Annotated in this window: 26 protein-coding genes and 1 pseudogene; 16 read left to right on the top strand and 11 right to left on the bottom strand. The window is 73.9% G+C overall.

From position 1 onward, the window contains the following. Positions 1-85: 85 nt before the first annotated feature. Positions 86-802: a hypothetical protein gene (locus tag AB0K17_RS07935; RefSeq protein WP_365982483.1), complete on the bottom strand. Its 717-nt coding sequence runs from the start codon at positions 800-802 to the stop codon at positions 86-88. Positions 803-890: 88 nt separating this feature from the next. Beyond that, complete coding sequence (locus AB0K17_RS07930; protein ID WP_365982482.1) at positions 891-1,487, bottom strand: TetR/AcrR family transcriptional regulator; 597 nt, start codon at positions 1,485-1,487, stop codon at positions 891-893. Positions 1,488-1,611: 124 nt separating this feature from the next. Here AB0K17_RS07930 and AB0K17_RS07925 point away from each other — a divergent pair, with 124 nt between their 5' ends. The 7 genes from AB0K17_RS07925 to AB0K17_RS07895 all read left to right on the top strand — a co-directional run bounded on the left by AB0K17_RS07925 (position 1,612) and on the right by AB0K17_RS07895 (position 6,511). Then, entirely contained in the window at positions 1,612-2,142 is a 531-nt protein-coding gene (locus tag AB0K17_RS07925) for a hypothetical protein (RefSeq protein ID WP_365967700.1), read from the top strand. Between the two features lie 157 nt (positions 2,143-2,299). Further along, positions 2,300-2,884 (top strand): hemerythrin domain-containing protein, encoded by a 585-nt coding sequence (locus AB0K17_RS07920; protein WP_365967701.1) that lies wholly within the window; start codon positions 2,300-2,302, stop codon positions 2,882-2,884. A 37-nt stretch (positions 2,885-2,921) separates the two neighbouring features. Beyond that, the gene (locus AB0K17_RS07915; RefSeq protein ID WP_365967702.1) at positions 2,922-3,356 is read left to right on the top strand and encodes a DUF6098 family protein; all 435 of its coding nucleotides are present in this window, start codon (positions 2,922-2,924) and stop codon (positions 3,354-3,356) included. A gap of 521 nt (positions 3,357-3,877) precedes the next feature. Beyond that, positions 3,878-4,831 carry a glycosyltransferase family 9 protein gene (locus AB0K17_RS07910; RefSeq protein ID WP_365982609.1) on the top strand — a complete coding sequence of 318 codons (954 nt, stop codon included), beginning with the start codon at positions 3,878-3,880 and terminating at the stop codon, positions 4,829-4,831. Beyond that, on the top strand, positions 4,828-5,706 hold the full coding sequence (locus AB0K17_RS07905; RefSeq protein WP_365982481.1) for a glycosyltransferase family 2 protein: 879 nt from the start codon (positions 4,828-4,830) through the stop codon (positions 5,704-5,706). Before AB0K17_RS07910 ends, AB0K17_RS07905 begins: the two co-directional genes overlap by 4 nt. A 321-nt stretch (positions 5,707-6,027) precedes the next feature. Next, positions 6,028-6,207, top strand: a complete 180-nt coding sequence (locus tag AB0K17_RS07900; protein ID WP_344437504.1) for a hypothetical protein — start codon at positions 6,028-6,030, stop codon at positions 6,205-6,207. An 88-nt stretch (positions 6,208-6,295) separates the two neighbouring features. Further along, entirely contained in the window at positions 6,296-6,511 is a 216-nt protein-coding gene (locus AB0K17_RS07895; protein ID WP_365982480.1) for a hypothetical protein, read from the top strand. Positions 6,512-6,708: 197 nt separating this feature from the next. On the opposite strand, the gene AB0K17_RS07890 is transcribed toward AB0K17_RS07895, so the two are convergent. The 3 genes from AB0K17_RS07890 to AB0K17_RS07880 all read right to left on the bottom strand — a co-directional run bounded on the left by AB0K17_RS07890 (position 6,709) and on the right by AB0K17_RS07880 (position 8,336). Beyond that, positions 6,709-7,119, bottom strand: a complete 411-nt coding sequence (locus AB0K17_RS07890) for a ChaB family protein (protein WP_365982479.1) — start codon at positions 7,117-7,119, stop codon at positions 6,709-6,711. Between the two features lie 47 nt (positions 7,120-7,166). Continuing rightward, positions 7,167-8,117, bottom strand: a complete 951-nt coding sequence (locus tag AB0K17_RS07885) for an SDR family NAD(P)-dependent oxidoreductase (protein WP_365982478.1) — start codon at positions 8,115-8,117, stop codon at positions 7,167-7,169. Positions 8,118-8,180: 63 nt separating this feature from the next. Beyond that, positions 8,181-8,336, bottom strand: coding sequence for a hydrophobic protein (locus AB0K17_RS07880; protein ID WP_365967776.1), 156 nt, complete (start codon positions 8,334-8,336; stop codon positions 8,181-8,183). A gap of 165 nt (positions 8,337-8,501) precedes the next feature. Between AB0K17_RS07880 and AB0K17_RS07875 the strand changes: the two genes are divergently transcribed. Further along, the gene (locus AB0K17_RS07875) at positions 8,502-8,693 is read left to right on the top strand and encodes a DUF2795 domain-containing protein (RefSeq protein ID WP_344437514.1); all 192 of its coding nucleotides are present in this window, start codon (positions 8,502-8,504) and stop codon (positions 8,691-8,693) included. Positions 8,694-8,799: 106 nt separating this feature from the next. On the opposite strand, the gene AB0K17_RS07870 is transcribed toward AB0K17_RS07875, so the two are convergent. The 4 genes from AB0K17_RS07870 to AB0K17_RS07855 form a co-directional block, all read right to left on the bottom strand. Continuing rightward, the gene (locus tag AB0K17_RS07870) at positions 8,800-9,612 is read right to left on the bottom strand and encodes an SDR family oxidoreductase (protein WP_365982477.1); all 813 of its coding nucleotides are present in this window, start codon (positions 9,610-9,612) and stop codon (positions 8,800-8,802) included. Positions 9,613-9,758: 146 nt separating this feature from the next. Next, positions 9,759-9,980, bottom strand: a complete 222-nt coding sequence (locus AB0K17_RS07865; RefSeq protein WP_365982476.1) for a hypothetical protein — start codon at positions 9,978-9,980, stop codon at positions 9,759-9,761. A gap of 296 nt (positions 9,981-10,276) precedes the next feature. Beyond that, positions 10,277-11,164: an RNA polymerase sigma factor SigF gene (locus AB0K17_RS07860; protein WP_365967709.1), complete on the bottom strand. Its 888-nt coding sequence runs from the start codon at positions 11,162-11,164 to the stop codon at positions 10,277-10,279. 220 nt (positions 11,165-11,384) lie between these two features. Next, entirely contained in the window at positions 11,385-11,555 is a 171-nt protein-coding gene (locus tag AB0K17_RS07855; RefSeq protein ID WP_344437522.1) for a hydrophobic protein, read from the bottom strand. A gap of 162 nt (positions 11,556-11,717) precedes the next feature. On the opposite strand from AB0K17_RS07855, the gene gvpO reads away from it, so the two are divergent. The 8 genes and pseudogenes from gvpO to AB0K17_RS07815 form a co-directional block, all read left to right on the top strand. After that, on the top strand, positions 11,718-12,035 hold the full coding sequence (gene gvpO / locus AB0K17_RS07850; RefSeq protein ID WP_365967710.1) for a gas vesicle protein GvpO: 318 nt from the start codon (positions 11,718-11,720) through the stop codon (positions 12,033-12,035). 136 nt (positions 12,036-12,171) lie between these two features. Next, entirely contained in the window at positions 12,172-12,594 is a 423-nt protein-coding gene (gvpJ, locus tag AB0K17_RS07845; RefSeq protein WP_365967711.1) for a gas vesicle protein GvpJ, read from the top strand. Continuing rightward, positions 12,591-13,307 (top strand): GvpL/GvpF family gas vesicle protein, encoded by a 717-nt coding sequence (locus AB0K17_RS07840; RefSeq protein WP_365982475.1) that lies wholly within the window; start codon positions 12,591-12,593, stop codon positions 13,305-13,307. Before gvpJ ends, AB0K17_RS07840 begins: the two co-directional genes overlap by 4 nt. Beyond that, complete coding sequence (locus tag AB0K17_RS07835; protein ID WP_365967713.1) at positions 13,304-13,513, top strand: gas vesicle protein GvpG; 210 nt, start codon at positions 13,304-13,306, stop codon at positions 13,511-13,513. The genes AB0K17_RS07840 and AB0K17_RS07835 overlap by 4 nt, the downstream gene beginning before the upstream one ends. 4 nt (positions 13,514-13,517) lie before the next feature. Next, the gene (locus AB0K17_RS07830) at positions 13,518-13,835 is read left to right on the top strand and encodes a gas vesicle protein (protein WP_365967714.1); all 318 of its coding nucleotides are present in this window, start codon (positions 13,518-13,520) and stop codon (positions 13,833-13,835) included. Next, complete coding sequence (locus AB0K17_RS07825) at positions 13,832-14,653, top strand: GvpL/GvpF family gas vesicle protein (protein WP_365982474.1); 822 nt, start codon at positions 13,832-13,834, stop codon at positions 14,651-14,653. The genes AB0K17_RS07830 and AB0K17_RS07825 overlap by 4 nt, the downstream gene beginning before the upstream one ends. Then, the gene (locus tag AB0K17_RS07820) at positions 14,650-14,853 is read left to right on the top strand and encodes a gas vesicle protein (protein ID WP_365967716.1); all 204 of its coding nucleotides are present in this window, start codon (positions 14,650-14,652) and stop codon (positions 14,851-14,853) included. Before AB0K17_RS07825 ends, AB0K17_RS07820 begins: the two co-directional genes overlap by 4 nt. Before the next feature lie 2 nt (positions 14,854-14,855). Continuing rightward, positions 14,856-15,116: pseudogene (locus AB0K17_RS07815) on the top strand (gas vesicle protein K); the annotation flags it as partial. Here AB0K17_RS07815 and AB0K17_RS07810 read toward each other — a convergent pair. Both AB0K17_RS07810 and abc-f read right to left on the bottom strand, forming a co-directional pair. Further along, positions 15,117-15,878 (bottom strand): DJ-1/PfpI family protein, encoded by a 762-nt coding sequence (locus tag AB0K17_RS07810; RefSeq protein WP_365982473.1) that lies wholly within the window; start codon positions 15,876-15,878, stop codon positions 15,117-15,119. 55 nt (positions 15,879-15,933) lie between these two features. After that, a complete protein-coding gene (abc-f, locus tag AB0K17_RS07805; protein ID WP_365982472.1) occupies positions 15,934-17,577 on the bottom strand; it encodes a ribosomal protection-like ABC-F family protein in 1,644 nt (547 codons plus the stop codon). Between the last annotated feature and the right edge of the window lie 217 nt (positions 17,578-17,794).

Raw genomic sequence — 17,794 nt, 5'->3', positions numbered from 1 at the left:
TCAGCACACGCTCGCGGGGCGGCACCGGTCGCCGCAACCGGCTCCGCCGACCTTCACCCGGTCGCAGTAACCCCCGCCCCGGCCGTCACACGCCATCGGCCTCGCTGCCGCTGCGGCGCCAGTCCTGGCGCCGGCCCTCCTCCCGGACCACGATCCCCATCGCGCCCAGATCCGCGCGCAGTTGCTCGGCGTCGTCGCGACGGCTCTTGCCGAGCGTATGGGCGCGGGCCCGCAACAGGGCGTGGGCGGCGGGGGAGAGGGCCGGGTCGCCCTCGATCCAGCGCCGGAAGGAGTCCCGGTGCGGATCCCCGTCCGCCTGCCAGGGCCAGCCGTGCCGCGTGAACGCCGCCTCGAACGCCTCGACCGAGAACTCGCCGGATATCCGGGCCACTTCCTGCGTGCCGTGTCCCAGCAGCACGATCTGCTTGCCGTCCCGGAACACCGCGGCCACGGCGTCGCGCGGCACGGTGCGCGTGTGCCCGTCCCGGGTGAAGGAGAGCTGCTTGCCGTCCATGACGGCGGTGACGTACTCGCGCTCGGTGAGCAGCGCCAGGCCCGCCCCCGCGGCCAGCCCGAGGACGACCGCCCCGATCGTGGCATGCGGCTCGGGCAGGGAGGGCACGAGCTTGAACGGGCCCTGCATCGGAGCCCAGGGCAGCGACGCCACCCAGCCGGCCGACGCCTTGAGCAGCCACACGACCGCGGCCCCCAGGAGCGGGAAGGCACCCCAGAGGAAGACGCGGTCCCCGGGCGTGGGGCCGAGCGGACTGCGGCCGTCGGCCGGTGGGTTGTGCGAAGCCATGGCGGTACATCGCCTTTCGTCGTCGTGGTCTCGTCGTGGTCGTGCCGTTGCTCGTGCCGTTGGTCGCGTCGTGATGTGCGCTGCTGCTCTAGGACGGTGCGCAGCCCGTCAGCCAGGCGACGATCCGGCGCAGCTCGGCCGTGTGCGCCACCGGATCGAAGCCGGGCTCACCGGCGCCGAGATAGCCGGAGTCGACGAGCGTGTGGATCCACCCGGCCACCCGCGCGGGGGCGAAGACCGGCACCCGGCCCGCCTCGGCCAGCCGCTGCACGAGCGTGGTGAGCGCGGCGCGCGTACGGGCCTCGTCCCCGGCGACCAGCCGGGCGAACTCCTCGTCCCGGTTCACCTCGAACAACACCGCCGCCGCCAGGCCCGGCACCAGCGGGTCGCCGAGATCGGCCAGCAGATGATCCAGCAGTGCCTCCAGCCCCGCGGCCGGATCCTCCAGGTCCAGGGCCTGCCGGCAGGCGACGGCGTTCTTCTCGAAGTCGTCGCCGAAGAGCGCGTGGAAGATCGCGCGCTTGGTGGCGAAGTAGTGGAAGAGCGTGCCCGAGCCGATGCCGGCCCGGCGGCAGATCCGGGCGGTGGAGGTGCCGTCCACCCCGTGGGTGGCGAACTCCACCGCGGCGGCGTACAGGATCGCCGCCCGCTTGCGGGCGTGCTGTTCGGGATCGACCGTGCGCATCGGCCCAATAATAGAGCAGCTGCTCCACTAATGGCGGCCGTGACGCGCGTCATGGGAGCCCGGCGCGCCGGCCGGTACCGTTACGGGTTCTCCCGCACCCGAGCCGAATGGTTTCTGGTTCCTCGTGTCCGCAGACCTCACCCCGCTCATCGCCGCCACCACCCAGTGGCTCACCCGCGCCTACGCGCCCACCGGCGGGGCCCTGAGCGCCGCCCTCGCGCACACCCAGGCCCGCCAGGCCGTCACCGCCGCCGCCTGGCTGCGCTACCCCACCGAGCTCGACGCCGCCCTGGTCGTCGTCGCCGGACCCGGCGGCTCCGCCCGCCTCGACTGGATCAGCGGCGCGGACTGCGCCGACCTGGACACGAACGGTGACCACGCGTGGCGGACCTGGGTCGACGAGGTCGTCGCGAGCTGGGCGGCATGCCTGCTCACCGACCCCGCCCTGGCCCGCACCGCGGCCGCCGCGGCCGCCGGCACCGACCACGCGGGCGGCCTGCCCGTCGACTTCCGCCGCCTGACCGACCCCGACGACGGCGACCGGCGCGCGGCCGCCCTGCTGCGCCACCCCGACCTCGTCGCACCCCTGGCCGACCTGCACCGCCCCGCACTCCTGCAGCACCTCGACCCCGCCGCAGGCCCCCTCGCCGCCTGAAGGCGGCGACGGAGCCCCGACCGCGCCACGCCCGCCGCCGGACGCCGTATCCCACTCCGCCAGGCGAATGAAAAGCCGCCCCCGCTGCTGCTGCGACCGGACCACAGCGGGTACCCGGTATCGGCGTATCCGCCGTCCGATCCGACAGGGAGTGGTCATGGCACAAAGGGCCCACGAGGGCGCCGCAGGCGCGGAGGACGACGTGGTGACGCTGCTCAAGCAGCAGCACCAGCAGATCCGCGAACTCTTCCGGGAGGTCGAGGCCAGCGGCGGTACCTCGCGCAAGGACGCCCTCAACCGCCTGGTGCGGCTGCTGGCCGTCCACGAGACGGCCGAGGAGGAGATCGTCCACCCGGCGGCCCGGCGCGCCTTCCCCAGCGGCGACAAAGTCGTCGACGACCGGCTGCGCGAGGAACGCGAAGCCAAGCAGGTCCTCTCCGAACTCGAGGACATGGACCCCGAGGGCCCCGACTTCATCCCCACCCTCAACGCGCTGCGCGACGACATCGAGGCCCACGCCGACGCCGAGGAACGACTGGAGTTCGACCGGCTGCGCGAGGCCAACGACCCCCGCCGGCTCGCCACCATGGCCAGGGCCGTACGCGCCGCGGAGGCCGTGGCCCCCACCCGCCCCCACCCCGGCGTCGAGAGCGCGACGAAGAACATCCTCCTCGGACCCTTCGCCGCCATCGCCGACCGCACCCGCGACGCCGTGCGGAAGGCCATGGGCGACGGCAAGTGACCCGGCGCCGCCCCGCGGCGGCGCAGCCGGCCTCCCCGTGCTCACCACCCTCGACGCGGTGGCCACCCTCGTCGAACGCACCGGCGAGCCCCTGTACGTGCGGTGGTCCCGCGGGCCCGAGCCGGACCTCGCCCACGACGCGGGCGCCTCCAGCACCGACGACCTCACCGGCACCAGCCTGCCCGGGCTGTCGGCCAACCCCCTCGGCGTCGAACCCTGGTGGTCCGGCCGCCCCGTCCGCCTGTGGGTGGCCAGACGCCTGCACGACTACAGCCACCTGCGCCACGACAAGGCACCCGGGGTACGCCCCTGGGTCCTGACCGGCCGCGAGGCCGGCCGCGGACCCGACAACGAACCCCTCGTCCGCGATGTGCGCCCCATGGCCTGGATCGACCCCCGCGTGATCGACGAGGCGGAACACGAGGTCCGCCGCCAACGCGGCCCCTGGGGCCCCCTGCGCCGCGCCCCCTGACGCCCCGAGATGTGCCCGGCCCGGTTGTATGCCAGCCTGCTGCTGAACCGGGCCCTCCGCGGCCCCGCCGCCCCCGCGGAAGGGAGCACCCATGCGGCCCACACCCCTGGCCACTTTGCCGCCGCCCCTCTGCGGCGCGCCGCCCCTGCGGAGGGCGGTGCGCCGGCCCCGTTGCGGCCCGTTTGAAGCGGGCCGCCGAGCGGCTGCCGCCGCGGGGGCGCGACACGGCATCCCGTCTGCGGGCCGTCGGTGGCCGATCGCGCAGTTCCCCGCGCCCCTGCGGGGCGCTGCATGATCCGCCGGACAGGCCCTGCCGGTGGGGCCGCGGGACAGGCGCGGCCGGCCGCCCCCCTGGCCGTCAAGGACCGGCCCGGGGGGCGGTCGGAGGAGGCTGCGCCCGGAGGGCGGCGGCCCGGGCCCGGGCGGCCCGCGGCGCCGGGGCGGCGGGGACGGGGGGACGAGGGCGGTAATCCGGCGCGGCGGGGGCCCTCGTGACGTCCTGTCACCCTACGGCGGTGGTGCTGCGCGCCGGGCCGGAGCGGCCCCGGCTGCTGGTACTCCGCGCGCTCGGGCTGGGCGACCTGCTCGCCGGGGTGCCCGCGCTGCGGGCCCTGCGCCGGGCGCACCCCGGCCACGAGATCGTGCTCGCCGCCCCGCCCGGCCTCGCCGCGGCGGCCGCCGCGTGCGGTGCCGTGGACACCCTGCTGCCGGCCGCGGCGCCCGGGCGGGCCGTACCGCGCAGCATCCCGTGGGACGCGCCGCCCCCCGCCGTCGCGGTCGACCTGCATGGCAACGGGCCGCCCAGCCACCGCGTGCTGGCCGCCCTCGCCCCGGGCCGTCTGCTGGGCTTCGCCCGTGCCGGGGTGCCCGGCATCGACGGCCCCCGCTGGTCACCGGGCGAGCACGAGCGCGAGCGCTGGTGCCGGCTGCTGCGCTTCTACGGCATCCCCGCCGACCCGGCCGACCTGGCCCTCGACCCGCCCCCGGGGCCCCCGCCCGCGCCCGACGCCGTCGTCCTGCATCCCGGCGCGGGTTCCGCCGCCCGGTGCTGGCCCGCCGAGCGGTACGCGCAAGTGGCCCGCGGCCTGCTGGCCCGGGGCCGGCGCGTGGTGGTCACCGGCGGGCCCGGCGAGGACGACCTGGTCGCCCGGGTGGCCGTGCCCGGCGCCGAAGTCCTGGGCGGCGGGCTTCCCTTCCCCGTCCTGTCCGCCCTGATCGCCGGCGCCCGGGCCGTCGTCAGCGGCGACACCGGCATAGCCCACCTCGCCGTCGCCCACGCCACCCCCAGCGTCACCCTCTTCGGCCCGGTGGCACCCACCCTGTGGGGACCCCCGCCGCTGCCGCGGCATCGCGCCCTGTGGCACCCCGGCCCCCCGGGCGATCCGCACGCCTCGCGCCCCGACGCGCGGCTGCTGCGCATCACCCCCGACGAGGTCCTGGGCGCGCTGGCCGGGCTCGAAGCGGTGACCGCGTGACACCCGGCGTCGGCGTCGTCGTCGCCACCCGCGACCGCAGGGCCTCCCTGGCCCGCACCCTGGAGCGGCTGACCGGCCTCCCGGAGCGGCCGGAGATCCTCGTGGTCGACAACGGGTCCACCGACGGCACCGCCGCCATGGTCCGGGAGCGCTTCCCGTACATCCGGGTGCTGCGCCTTCCCCGCAACCGCGGCGCCCTCGCGCGTACGCACGGCGTGCGTCACGCCCGGGCGCCGTACGTCGCGTTCTGCGACGACGACTCCTGGTGGGCGCCCGGCTCCCTGACCCGGGCCGCCGCTCTGATGCGCGATCATCCGCGGCTGGGCCTGCTCGCGGGGGCCGCCCTGATCGGCGACGACGAGCGGCCGGACCCGATGAACGCGGCCCTGGCGGCGTCCCCGCTGGGCCGCGCCCCCGACCTGCCCGGCACCAGCGTGCTGGGCTTCCTGTGCTGTGCCGCCGTCGTCCGCCGCGAGGCGTACCTGCAGGCGGGAGGCTTCCACCCGGTCCTGTTCTTCGGGGGCGAGGAGAGCCTGCTGGCCTACGACCTGGCGGCCCGCGGCTGGGGCGTTGTCCACCGTCCCGATGTCGTCGCCCACCACCACCCCGAGCCCCTGCACCGCGCCGGCCGCGACGTGCGCTGGCGGCGCAACGAGCTGCTGACCTGCTGGTTGCGCCGCCCGCTGCCGCGCGTCCTCGGGCACACCGTTCAGGCAGCCGCCGAGGCCCGCCACGACGGTGCCGTGCGGCGCGCCCTGTACGAGGCGCTGGCCCGGCTGCCGGTGGTCGTGGCGCACCGACGGCGGCTGCCGGCGACCGTCGAGGCCGACATCCGCCTGCTGGAGAAGGCCGGCGGGCACGGCCCCCACGGGTGACGCGCCCGCCCGCCGCGCCACCGGCACGGGCCGCGCCTACGCTGGTGGCAAGGGGCGGGTTTTCGCCGGCGGCGACCGGCAAGGCGCATCGACAGCAGGCGCAACAGCAAGCGCAACGACACGTACATACGCGTGGAGGACGCGATGGGCAAGAACCCCCAGCAGAGCGCTGTGCACCGGAGCAAGAAGGGCGCCAAGGGAGGCGGCCGCGGTGGCGCGGTGCCGCCCGAGCAGCACTCCGACCAGCCCTGAACCCTGACCGAACCCGCCGGACCCACCGGACCCACCGGACACCCGGACCCGAAAAGGAGCGGCACTGCCATGGAGCGCCAGAGCGACAAGCACGGGCCGAAGAAGGACGACGAGCTGAAGCGGGAGATGCGCACGGCGCAGACCCGCGACGGCCGCCCCACGCGGACCGAGGAGTGGCGCGAGCCCGAGGCGCTGACCCCGGAGGAGGCCGAGCCCCTCGACGAGCACCGCCCGCGCAAGCCGAGCTGAGACCGGCGCTGCGCCACACCGGCGCACTGCGTGCCCCGCCACGAGCGGGCTGCGTGATCCGCGGGGCGTGCCGCACTAGTGTGCCGCCATGGACAAGCAAGAGCCCCCGGTCGTCGTCCACCCGCTCGTGGAGGGCACCCGCATGGTGAAGATCCACGGCGATTCGGTGGGCAAGGCCCACTCCCTGCGGGACCTGCAGGAGTTCATGCGCCGCTACGGGCTGGACACCGTCGACCTCGACAACTCCGCGCTCGTCGAGTGGCGCGGCGGCGGCAGCAGCGTCTGGCCGGAGACGACTCTGTGACTCAGCCCCTGCGACGCGCGTGACCTGGGGCCGGTCCGGCGGATCGTGCGCGCAGTTCCCCGCGCCCCTAGGGGGCGTCGTGGCGCCGCATGACGGGGATCGTGCAGCGCCCCGTCAGGGGCGCGGGGAATTGCGCGACAAGCCACATCGCACCCGTGGGCGAAGTGCCGTGCTGCGGCAGCAGGCCGCCGGTGGCCTTAGCGGTCCCGGCGCCGTGCGGCCGCGGTCTCGCGGGCGTTGGCCTTGCGGATCGCGTCGACGAGCTCGGCCCTGGCCATGGTGGAGCGGCCCTCGATGCCCAGTTCGCGGGCCACTTGACGCAGGTGTTCCTTGCTCGCTTGCGTGTCGACGCCCTCGGCCGAGGCGCCGGAGGTGCCGCGGGGGCGGCGCGAGCGCTCGTCGGAGGGGCCCTTGCGGCCGTGTTCCTTGGGCTGCCAGTGGTCGCCGACCTTCTCATGGGTGTGCTTGAGCGCCCCGAAGGCGACGCGGTGGGCGCGTTCTCCCTCGCCGTACTGCTCGACGGCCGAGTCGTGGGCCTTGATCCAGGTGCGGCGGGCCTTCGCGTCCGAGCGCCGGATGGTGTCGGGCAGTTCCTCACGTCCGGGCATGGCGGGCGGGCCCCCTTCCCGTGTTCTGTGTTCGTGGCGACCGGCTCTCAGGCGGCCCTCCGGCGGGCCCGCTGGTTGAAGCGGGCGGCCGCCCGGTCGTTGAGCAGGGTGAGCCGGTGCAGGAGGGACGAGGAGACGCCCGCCGCCGCCTCGTACCCCGGAACGAGGTGTTCCGGCCGGGCGCCGGCGTCCGGGAGCAGCCGGCAGGCGAGCGACAGCGCCCGGGTCGTGGTGGCCGGTGCCAGGCCGTGCGTCCGCACCGCGGCCTTCGCCCAGGCGGTCAGGACGAGTTCCGGCCGGCGCCGCTCGGCGGCGCGCACGATGGCGCGGGCGGCCCGTTCGGCGTCCATGGACAGCCCCGGCAGCCCCGCCGCCGCGGCGAACCAGCCGTACTCCCGCGCCGCCTGCCCGCTGAAGCGGGCCGCGGTGTGCGAGCCGGTGCGCATCAGCCCCGGCAGCACCGTGGTGACGCTGATGCCCTCGCCGGCGAGCTCGGCCCGCAGGCCCTCGGACAGGCCCGCGGTCGCGAACTTCGCCGCGTCATAGGGCAGCAGGTGCGGGGCGGCGATGCGGCCGCCGATGGACGACACGTTCACGATGCGGCCCTCCCCGCGCTCCCGCATGCCCTCCAGCGCGGCCAGCGTGAGCCGCAGCGGTCCGAAGAACATGGTCTCCATCGCGGAGCGGAAGTCCTCCTCCCGCATCGCCCGCAGCGGCCCGACCTGGATCACTCCGGCGTTGTTCACCAGGACGTCCACACTGCCGAACGCCTCGGTGGTACGGGCCACCAGGCGCTCGGCAGCGGAGGGTTCGCTCACGTCGGCCGCGATCGAGGCGACCTCGGCCCCGTCCTCGCGCAGCATGCGCTCGGCGCGGCGCAGCCCGGCCTCGTCACGGGCGCAGAGCATCACCGCGCAGCCACGCCGGCCCAGCTCGCGGGCGACCAGCAGACCCAGGCCCCGCGAGGAGCCCGTCACCAGGGCGGCTCTGCCCTGCAAGTGATCATGGTGCCCCAGCGCCATCGCATCACCTCCGCAGCGGCCCACGGGCCGCCTCGGGTTCTACCAGCGGTACCAGCGGCCTCCGCCGGAGCGCATCAGGAAGCCCAGCAGCCACAGGATGAGAACGGCCAGGGCGATCCACCACAGGATCTTGATCGCGAATCCGGCGCCGAAGAGGATCACGACGAGGATCAGGACCAACAGCAGTGGCACCACAATGATCACCTCCGCAAGGGGACCTTTCACCTTCCAGTGTCCTCCCGGTGGGCCCGTTGCGCTCACCGGGCGCTCGCCGCGGCCCGGCTCACGGGCACTGGGCCGTCGGGGTGAATCGCCGGCGATCCGCTCATGCCGGGCACCGGGCCGGTTACCCCGGGGGCCATGACAGTGAACCCCATCCAGCTCCAGAAGTCCCTCGGCGGCGTGGACTACCCCGCCTCCAAGGAGACCCTCGTGGAACACGCCAAGAGCCACGGTGCCGACAAGAAGACCGTCGACGCCCTGAGCGCCATGCCCAAGAAGAGCTACGGCTCCCCGGCGGAGGTCACCAAGGAGGCGACGAAGAAGGGATGAGCTGACCCGACGCACCGCGGAGCACTCCTGTCCGCCGCCGGAACGCCGGTCCACCGGGGCCGGCGGCCGGCGGCGGCGCTGCGCGCGCCGGGCCGCCGCGGCGGGCTCACGGCACCCGCCAGGAGTCGTCCGGCAGGTGGGAGCCGGCCTGCGGCCCCATGCGCAGCATGCCGCCGTCCACGCTCCACGAGGCCCCGGTGACGTAACCGGCCTCCGGCCCGGCGAGGAAGGCGATGACGGCGGCCACCTCCCGCGCGTCCCCCGGCCGGCCCAGGGGCACGCCCGGCCTGCGCACGCCGTGGACGTCGACGTCCTCCTGCCCGGTCATGGGCGTGGCGATCTCGCCGGGGGCGACCGCGTTGACGGTGATGCCGTGCTCGGCCAGTTCCAGGGCCATCACCTGGGTGAGCAGGCCGAGCCCGCCCTTGGCGGCGCAGTAGGGGGCCGCTCCCACCCGCGGCTGGTGCTCGTGGACGCTGGTGACGTTGACGATCCGGCCGCCGCCGCCCTGGCGGATCATGCGCCGTGCCGCCCGCTGCGCGCACAGCAGCGGGCCGACGAGGTCCACGTCGAGCACCTCGCGGACCGTCTCCAGCGGCACCTCGACGAAGGGGGCGCGTACGCCCGTCCCGGCGTTGTTGACCAGGACGTCGAGGCGCCCGAGTTCCTCGGCCAGGTCGTCGACGGCATCGGCGGCCGCGGGCAGGTCGGTGAGGTCCATGCGCGCGAGCGCCGCGCGCCGCCCCAGGGCCCGTACCTCGGCGGCGGTGCCCCGGGCACCGCCGAGGTCGTGGTGGTAGGTGATGCCGACGTCCAGGCCGGCGCGGGCCAGCCGGACGGCCGTGGCCCGGCCGATGCCGGAGTCGGCGCCGGTCACCACGGCCACGCGCCCGGTGGCACTGCTGTGCTGCTCGTCCATGAGGTCCCTTCCCGTGTTCCCGTGTTCTCGTGGCGGTCGTCCGGGGCGGATGCGTTCCCGTCCCGGCATCCTTGCCACGGTCGCCGCCGTGCCTCACGGCGGCCCGGGCGGGACGGGCCCGCGCGGGCCGCCGCGGTGAGGCGTCCTCAGGCGGCGTGCCGGCCGCGGGAACGGTGCCGGGGCCCGTCCTCGGCGGGCGGTGCCGGCAGGGCCCGCAGCCTCCTCACGGGTGCCTGCTGCCCGTCCGGTGCGGCGGGCTCCTGCACACGGGTGGCGGAACCATTCTTCAGAAGACGTTCCTCGTACTGGCCCAGGGCGAGCACCATCCCGAGCAGCAGGGGCGGCAGGAGAAGGGCGACGACGACCACGGGGGGCTCCTTCCGGCGTCGGCTTGGGGCACGGGCGCGTACCAGGAGGCGGCTTGCCCCGGCGAGCCGGACCAAACACGAAGAACCGGCCGGTACCGGCATGCAGGCCCCGCACGGACAGCCGGCAGCGCGCCACGGCGCGCTCGCCGCGCGGCACGCTGCGCAGGGCGTCGTAGTACGGCCGCCGGGCCGCGGGCGACGCCGTACCACCGCTCCTACGCGCGCCGACCTGCCCGGACCCGCGCAGATGCGCGGCCCCTCCTGCGCCCGCCGCCGGGATACCTCAGCGCCCGTGCTCAGCTGTCGGTGAGCATGTGTTCGCGCAGTCGCGCGAGTGTACGGCTCAGCAGCCGCGAGACGTGCATCTGGGAGATGCCCAGCTGTGCCCCGATCTGGGACTGCGTCATCTCCTGGCCGAAGCGCATCGCCAGGATCCGCCGCTCGCGCTCGTCCAGGCACGGCAGCAGGCGCTCCAGGACGTGCAGGTTCTCGATCTTCTCCAGGTTCTCGTCGGTGGTGCCGATCCGCTCCGACCACGGCCGGGCACTGCCGTGGCCGCGCTGCGGCGCCTCGTCGGCGGGCACGTCGAGGGAGTTGGCCCGGTAGCCGTTGCTGGCGATCCTGGCCTCGATGACCTCCTCCTCCGACAGGTTCATCACCTCGGCCAGCTCCCGGACGCTGGGGGAGCGGCCGAGCCGGCTGGAGAGCTCGTCGGTGGCCTTGGCAAGCTCCACCCGCAACTCCTGCAGCCGCCGCGGCACATGCACGGCCCAACCGGTGTCACGGAAGAAGCGCTTGATCTCACCGGTGACATAAGGAATGGCGAACGTGGTGAACTCGACCTCGCGCGTCAGGTCGAAGCGGTCGATCGCCTTGATCAGACCGATCGTGCCGACCTGGACGATGTCCTCCATCTGCTCGGCGCGGCCGCGGAACCGCCCGGCGACGAAGCGCACGAGCGAGAGGTTCATCTCTATCAGGGTGTTGCGCACGTACTGGTAGTCGTGCGTGCCCTCCTCCAGCACGGCCAGGCGGTCGAGGAAAACCTTCGTCAAAGCCCGGGCGTCGCGCGGATCCACGCTGCCCGCGTCGTCCACCCGCGGCAGCGGATCCGCCGCGGGCTCCGGCGCGGCGGCATCCGTCCGCCGGGTCGTCACCGACCGCGTCGCGCTGGTGCCGGTCATGTCACAGCCTCCTTTGCGTCTGCAGTCCCACAGAGCAGCTCCTGCCCGCAGCACGCCGGATCATCCGTCCCCGGCGCATTTCTTCCGCACTTCTTTCGGACGCGCGTCGGTGGACGACGTGCGCCGCAGGACGGTGAACGACCAGGGGCCGCCGGGTGGATTCCCGGCGGCCCCTGCGCGTTGGGTGTGCGACGTCCACGCGGGAAAGCGATTCACACCCTCACCATCGGTACCAGCGACCCCGGCCACCTCCCGTCCCCGCGGAGCGCATGACGAAGCCGAGGAGCCAGATCACCAGGACCGCGACGGCGAACCACCACAGGACCTTGATGGCGAATCCCGCGCCGAAGAGGATCAGGGCGAGGAGCAGAACAAGGAGCAGAGGAACCATAGTTATCAACCTCCGACGGTTCGTGTTCCCGGAATTACCCCGGTTACTCCACGGCCCGCTCCACGAACGGGCGCACGGATGTTTTTCTCCTTCCCGTGTTTGAGCGGCCCACACCACGGTATCCGCAGCAGCAGGCCCGTCGACCGAAACCGAGAGGGGCCCATGACCGACTCCGAGAAGACATCCGGTACACCCGACGAACGCGGAACCGAACGCTCCGCCCCGTCGGCCGTACACCTGCTCCGCGCCGCCCGCGAACAGTTCGCCGAACTCACCGGACTGCGCCCCGAGGGCCTGGCCCGGTTCGAGCGGACGCAGGACGGAGGGTGGGTGCTGGAGGCCGAAGTGGTCGAGCTCTCCCGCATTCCCGACACGATGAGCGTGATGGCGCTCTACGAAGTCACCCTCGATTCCGACGGCATGCTCACCGGCTACCGCCGGCTGCGCCGCTACGAACGGGGAAGGACCGATTCCCGTTAGTCCCGGGGAAGGGCGGGAGCGAGGAAAACGCGTCCAGGAGGTACCGGAGGGAATTCCCGGCCGGGAAAGCCCAGGGGCACGTCCCACGGCAAGTCCCCACAGGAAGTCCCATGGAAGGACGAGAGGAAGTCTTTCGATGAGCGTTGTCCCCGCACCACAGGGCGGCGGGGGTGCAGGCGGTACCAGCGGTCTGTACGACGTCCTGGAGCTGGTGCTCGACCGCGGCCTGGTGATCGACGCCTTCGTGCGCGTCTCCCTGGTCGGCATCGAGATCCTGAAGATCGACGTGCGTGTCGTCGTCGCGAGCGTCGACACCTACCTGCGCTTCGCCGAGGCCTGCAACCGCCTCGACCTGGAAGCCGGCCCGCACCGCAGCGCCGGCCTGCCCGACCTCGTCGGCAATGTCACCGAGGGCGTCACCGAAGGCGGTGCCCGGGGCAAGACCAAGGGCGCCATCTCCGGGGCCGCGCAGAGCATCGCGGACGCGGTGCAGCAGGTGCGCGGCGACTCCCAGGGCTCCCGCCGCAGCACCTCCCGCAAGAAGGAGGAGAGCGAGTGAGCACCTACGTCTACGGCATCGCACGCGCCGCCGACGCGGGCCTGCCGGCCGGCCTCACCGGCATCGGCGACCCCGCGCTGCCGGTGCGCCTGGTGACGGCCGCCGACCTGGCCGCGGTCGTCAGCGACTGCCCCAACGAACTGCGGCCCAAGCGGCGCGACCTGCTCGCCCACCAGCGCGTCCTGGCCGAGGTCGGCCTGCACACCACCGTGCTGCCCATGCGCTTCGGCAGCGTCTCCGACGACGACGAGAAGGTGCGCGAGGTCCTCGACGAGCACAGCGACCGCTACCGCGACCGCCTCGACCGCCTCGCCGGCCGCGTCGAGTACAACCTCAAGGCGGTCCACCACGAGGACGCCGTCCTGCACCTCGTCCTCGCCGAGGACGCCGGCCTGCGCACCCTGGCCGAGGCCAACCGCGCCGACGGCGGCGGCTCCTACGAGCAGCGGCTGCAGTTCGGCGAGAAGGTGGCCGCAGCCGTGCGCGAGCGCGAGATGCGCGACGCCCGGCTGCTGCGCGAGGCCCTCGCCCCACGGGCGGAGGACGAACGACCCGGCCCCGACAGCGGCGGATGGTTCCTCAACGTCTCCTACCTGGTGCCCGAGTCCGGCGCCGGAGCACTGCTGGAGGAGGTGGAGCGGCTGCGCCGCGCCCACCCCCACATCGACCTGACGATCCACGGACCGCTGCCGGTCTACAGCTTCGTCGAATGATCGGCTTCGTCGGCTGGGTGCTGCGCCGGGTCGTCGACGAGGCCGAGCGCCTCTACTACGACCCGGCGGTCGTCCAGGCCGAACTGAAGGCACTGGAGGAACAACTGATGCGCGGGGAGATCGACGAGGAGGAATTCGACCGGCGCGAGGACGCGCTGCTCGAACGGCTGGAAGAGGTCCGCCTGCACACCGGGGGGAGGAGCTGACCGCATGACCCCCGACCGACCCGGGCCGCCGGCCACCACCGCCGCCGGCGCCAACCTGGCCGACATCCTGGAGCGGGTGCTCGACAAGGGCGTGGTCATCGCGGGCGACATCCGCGTGAACCTCCTCGACATCGAACTGCTCACCATCAAGCTCCGCCTCGTCGTCGCCTCCGTCGACAAGGCCAAGGAGATGGGCATCGACTGGTGGGAGAGCGACCCGGCCCTCTCCTCCGGCGCCCGCCGCCGGGAACTGGGCGCCGAGAACGAGCGGCTGCGGGCCCGCGTCGCCGAACTCGAGCAGCACAGGGAGGAACACCGGTGAACCACCCCGACACCGGGCGGCTGCTGTACGCCTACGCCGTCGCCCGCGACACCCCCGCCCTCGGCGCCGTCGCCCTGCGCACGGTCACCGGCGTCGCCGGCGAGCCCGTACGCACCGTACGCCACCAGGGCCTCACCGCCCTCGTCGGGGCCGTGGACGCCGCGGACTTCGGCGAGCGGGCCCTGCGCGCCCACCTGGAGGAACTCTCCTGGCTGGAGAGCACCGCCCGCGCCCACCAGCGGGTCGTCGACGCGGCCGGCGCCACCGGCACCTGCGTCCTGCCACTGCGCCTGGCGACGGTCTACCGCGACGAGGCCTCGGTACGCGCGATGCTCCAGGAGCGCAGCACCCACCTGGCCGCCACCCTCAGGCGCCTCGACGGCCGCGTCGAGTGGGGTGTCAAGGTCCACGCCAGGGCGCCCGAGGCCGCCCCGTCCGCCCCGCGCGCCCCCACCAGCGGCCGCGACTACCTGCGCCGCCGCATCTCGGCGCGCCGGGCGCACGAGGAGGACGCCCGGCGCGCCGAGGAGACCGCGCACGCCATCCACACCGCACTCACCGCCCTCGCCGAGGAGACCCGCCTGTACCCGCCGCAGCACACCGGCCTCTCCGGCCGCCCCGGGCGCAACCTGCTCAACGCCGCCTACCTCGTGCCCCGCACCGCCGGCGACCGCTTCACCGCAGCCGTCGCCCGCCTGACCGGCTCCGCCCCGGCGGACGGCGCGGAGGTGGAGCTGACCGGGCCCTGGGCGCCGTACTCCTTCGCCGGGACCGGCGATGCGGTGACGACGCAGGACACCGCACGGGAACCGTCGTGACACCCGGCGACGAGCTCGCCGGACGGCGGATCGCGCTGGTGGACCTGCTCGACCGGCTGCTCGCCGGCGGCGTGGTGCTGGCCGGCGACCTCACCCTGCGGATCGCCGACGTCGACCTCGTCCGCATCGACCTGCACGCGCTGATCAGCTCCGTCGGCGAGCGCGTCCCCGCACCCTGGGAGGAGGCACACGCACCGTGACCCGCCGTGTGGAGCTGGACCGGGACACCGTCGAACGCGACCTGGTCCGGCTGGTGCTCACCGTCATCGAACTCCTGCGCCAACTGATGGAACGCCAGGCACTGCGCCGGGTCGAGGCCGGCGACCTCACCGAGGAGCAGGAGGAACGCATCGGCACGACGTTGATGCTGCTGGCCGAGCGCATGGAGGAGCTCGCCGGCCGCTACGACCTCACCCCGGAGGACCTCAACCTCGACCTCGGCCCCCTGGGCACCCTGCTGTGATCAGAGCATCGGGCCGGCGGCTCGGGCCGCCCCGCCCTCGACCAGCTTCAGCGCCAGCTGTCGTGTCGCCTCGTCCGCCTTCTGCGGGCTCCCGCAGTCGAACGGCGGCTGCGGGTCGTACTCGATGGCGAGCTGCATCGCCTTGGCGGTCGCCTCGTCGCAGAGGCGGGCGGCCAGGTGCAGGCCCATGTCGAGGCCGGCGGAGACGCCCGCGGCGGTGATGATCCTCCCGGTCTCCACGAAGCGGCCCGGGGCCGGGACGGCCCCCAGCTTCTGCAGGTACGGCCGTGCGGCCCAGTACGTCGTGGCCGGCAGGCCCTTGAGGAGGCCGGCCGAGGCGAGGAGCAGGGAGCCGGTGCACACGGACGTGGTCCAGGTCGTGTTCCGGTGGATGCGGCGTATCCACTCCAGAAGGACGGTGTCGTCCAAGGCCGCGACCATGCCGTGGTTGCCCCCGCCGGGGACGACGAGGACGTCCGCGGCGTGGACGTCGGCCAGGGACCGCTCGGCGGTGAGCGCGAGTTGCCCGGTGTCGGTGCGCACGGCGCCGGCGCGCCGTGCCACGGTGACGACACGGACGCCGGGCAGGCGGCACAGGGTCTCGTACGGCCCGACCGCGTCCAGCGCGGTGAAGCCGTCGTAGAGCAGGACGGCGACCCGCACACTCCTCCCCTCGGCGCGTGCCGGCGCACCGGCCCCGAAGCCGAGGGCCAGTGCACCGGATGCGGCGGTGCCCAGCAGGGCGCGACGGCTGGTTCTCATGGCACAACCCCCTCATGTGGAATGCGACGTCAAGGGAGTCGTGCCGTACGGCGGATCAGTTCCCGGCCACCGCCGGATCCCCGGTTTCCGTCAGCGCGCCCGCGGACAGGTCGAGCCACCGGTTCACCCCGATCTCCTGCAGGAACCGCTCGTCGTGGCTGACCACGACGAAGGCCCCGCGGTAGGAGTTCAGGGCGCCGGCCAGCCGGGCCACGCCGACCAGGTCGAGGTTGTTCGTCGGCTCGTCCAGGAGCAGCAGGTGGGGGGCCGGTTCGGCGCACAGGACGCAGGCCAGCGTGGCGCGCAGGCGTTCACCGCCGGAGAGGACGCCGACCGGCAGGTGCGCCCGGGCGCCGCGGAAGAGGAAGCGGGCCAGGAGGTTCATCCGTTCCGCCTCCGGCCGGTCCGGGGCGGACGCGGCGAAGTTGTCGGCGACGGTGGCCTGCGGATCCAGCAGGTCGAGCCGCTGGGAGAGGTGGGCGATCCGGCCCTGGGCCCGCTTGATGCTTCCGCTGTCGGGCTCGAGATCGCCGCTGATCAGACGCAGCAGCGTGGTCTTGCCGGCGCCGTTGGGGCCGGTGAGCGCGATCCGCTCCGGGCCGCGGATGTTCAGCTCCAGGCCGTTCCTGGCGAAGACGGCCCGGCCGTCGCGGCGGACCTGCATCCCCTCGCCGAGGAAGAGGGTGCGCCCGGCGGGCACCTCGGTGTCGGGCAGGTCGAGGGTGAGCCGCTGCTCCTCGCGCAGCGAGCGCTCGGCCTCCTCCAGGCGCGCCCGGGCCTCGGTGATCCGCGTCGCGTGCATCTGACCCGCCCGGCCCGCGGACTCCTGGGCCCCCCGCTTCATGGTGCCGGCGAAGATGCGGGGCAGGCCGGCGTTCTTGAGGTTGCGGGCGGCGTTGCTCGCACGGCGCTCGGCGCGTTCGCGGGCCTGTTGCATCTCCCGCTTCTCGCGCTTGAGCTCCTGCTCGGCGTTGCGGACGTTCTTCTCGGCGGCCTCCTGCTCGGCTCGCACGGCCTCCTCGTACGCGGTGAAGTTGCCTCCGTAGAGGCGCAGTTCACCGCCGTCCAGCTCGGCGATGCGTTCCATGCGGTCGAGCAGGGCCCGGTCGTGGCTGACGACGAGCAGGGTTCCGGAGAAGTCCGTCAGCACGTCGTAGAGCTGATGACGGGCCTTCAGGTCGAGGTTGTTCGTGGGCTCGTCGAGCAGCAGCACGTGCGGTCGCCTCAGCAGCTGGGCCGCGAGCCCGAGCGAGACGACCTGGCCGCCGCTGAGCGTGGCCAGGCTCCGGTCGAAGGACAGGTCGGCCAGGCCCAGGCGCTGCAGTTGGGCGCGGGTGCGTTCCTCGATGTCCCAGTCGTCGCCGATCGTCGCGAAGTGCTTCTCGTCGACGTCGCCCGACTCGACGGCATCCAGGGCGCGGATCACCTCGGCCACGCCGAGCACCTGCGCGACGGTCATGTCGCGCCGGAGGGGGAGGGTCTGGGGGAGATAGCCCACCGTGCCGGGCACGGACACCGATCCGGCGTCGGGCGTGAGTTCGCCGGCGATGAGCTTCAACAGTGTGCTCTTGCCCGAGCCGTTGGGGGCGACCAGCCCGGTTCGGCCGGAACCCATCGCGAAGGACAGGTCCTGGAAGACGGGGGTCGCGTCGGGCCAGGAGAAGGACAGGTGGGAGCAGACGACGGAAACGTCGGACATGGAACGACCTCGAACGAAGCGCGGGCACGCACACGGGTGCCACAGGCGGACAAGGGAAAAGGAGACGACGAAGAGGCCACGGCGGCGCTTCGGGGCGCGGCCGACAGCCGAACAGCTCGGGTATCACCCGGAGATGTCGTCGTCACTCACCATGTCTGCGGCTCCTCGTTAATCGAGAACGTCTCCCGCACTGTAACAGCCGGAACCAAGGCGTGTC

This window comes from Streptomyces sp. NPDC049585 (genome assembly GCF_040675615.1).
Taxonomy (GTDB): domain Bacteria; phylum Actinomycetota; class Actinomycetes; order Streptomycetales; family Streptomycetaceae; genus Streptomyces; species Streptomyces luteosporeus.
Note: the sequence above shows the minus strand (reverse complement) of the source record. Positions and strands in the feature narration are given on the sequence as shown.

Excerpts from the sequence above, each read along its gene's own strand:
- AB0K17_RS07935 (WP_365982483.1), bottom strand. The coding sequence starts at position 802 with ATGGCTTCGCACAACCCACCGGCCGACGGCCGCAGTCCGCTCGGCCCC.
- AB0K17_RS07930 (WP_365982482.1), bottom strand. The coding sequence starts at position 1,487 with ATGCGCACGGTCGATCCCGAACAGCACGCCCGCAAGCGGGCGGCGATC.
- AB0K17_RS07920 (WP_365967701.1), top strand. The coding sequence starts at position 2,300 with ATGGCACAAAGGGCCCACGAGGGCGCCGCAGGCGCGGAGGACGACGTG.
- AB0K17_RS07900 (WP_344437504.1), top strand. The coding sequence starts at position 6,028 with ATGGAGCGCCAGAGCGACAAGCACGGGCCGAAGAAGGACGACGAGCTG.
- AB0K17_RS07895 (WP_365982480.1), top strand. The coding sequence starts at position 6,296 with ATGGACAAGCAAGAGCCCCCGGTCGTCGTCCACCCGCTCGTGGAGGGC.
- AB0K17_RS07890 (WP_365982479.1), bottom strand. The coding sequence starts at position 7,119 with ATGCCCGGACGTGAGGAACTGCCCGACACCATCCGGCGCTCGGACGCG.
- AB0K17_RS07875 (WP_344437514.1), top strand. The coding sequence starts at position 8,502 with ATGACAGTGAACCCCATCCAGCTCCAGAAGTCCCTCGGCGGCGTGGAC.
- AB0K17_RS07870 (WP_365982477.1), bottom strand. The coding sequence starts at position 9,612 with ATGGACGAGCAGCACAGCAGTGCCACCGGGCGCGTGGCCGTGGTGACC.
- AB0K17_RS07860 (WP_365967709.1), bottom strand. The coding sequence starts at position 11,164 with ATGACCGGCACCAGCGCGACGCGGTCGGTGACGACCCGGCGGACGGAT.
- AB0K17_RS07855 (WP_344437522.1), bottom strand. The coding sequence starts at position 11,555 with ATGGTTCCTCTGCTCCTTGTTCTGCTCCTCGCCCTGATCCTCTTCGGC.
- gvpO (WP_365967710.1), top strand. The coding sequence starts at position 11,718 with ATGACCGACTCCGAGAAGACATCCGGTACACCCGACGAACGCGGAACC.
- gvpJ (WP_365967711.1), top strand. The coding sequence starts at position 12,172 with ATGAGCGTTGTCCCCGCACCACAGGGCGGCGGGGGTGCAGGCGGTACC.
- AB0K17_RS07835 (WP_365967713.1), top strand. The coding sequence starts at position 13,304 with ATGATCGGCTTCGTCGGCTGGGTGCTGCGCCGGGTCGTCGACGAGGCC.
- AB0K17_RS07830 (WP_365967714.1), top strand. The coding sequence starts at position 13,518 with ATGACCCCCGACCGACCCGGGCCGCCGGCCACCACCGCCGCCGGCGCC.
- AB0K17_RS07810 (WP_365982473.1), bottom strand. The coding sequence starts at position 15,878 with ATGAGAACCAGCCGTCGCGCCCTGCTGGGCACCGCCGCATCCGGTGCA.
- abc-f (WP_365982472.1), bottom strand. The coding sequence starts at position 17,577 with ATGTCCGACGTTTCCGTCGTCTGCTCCCACCTGTCCTTCTCCTGGCCC.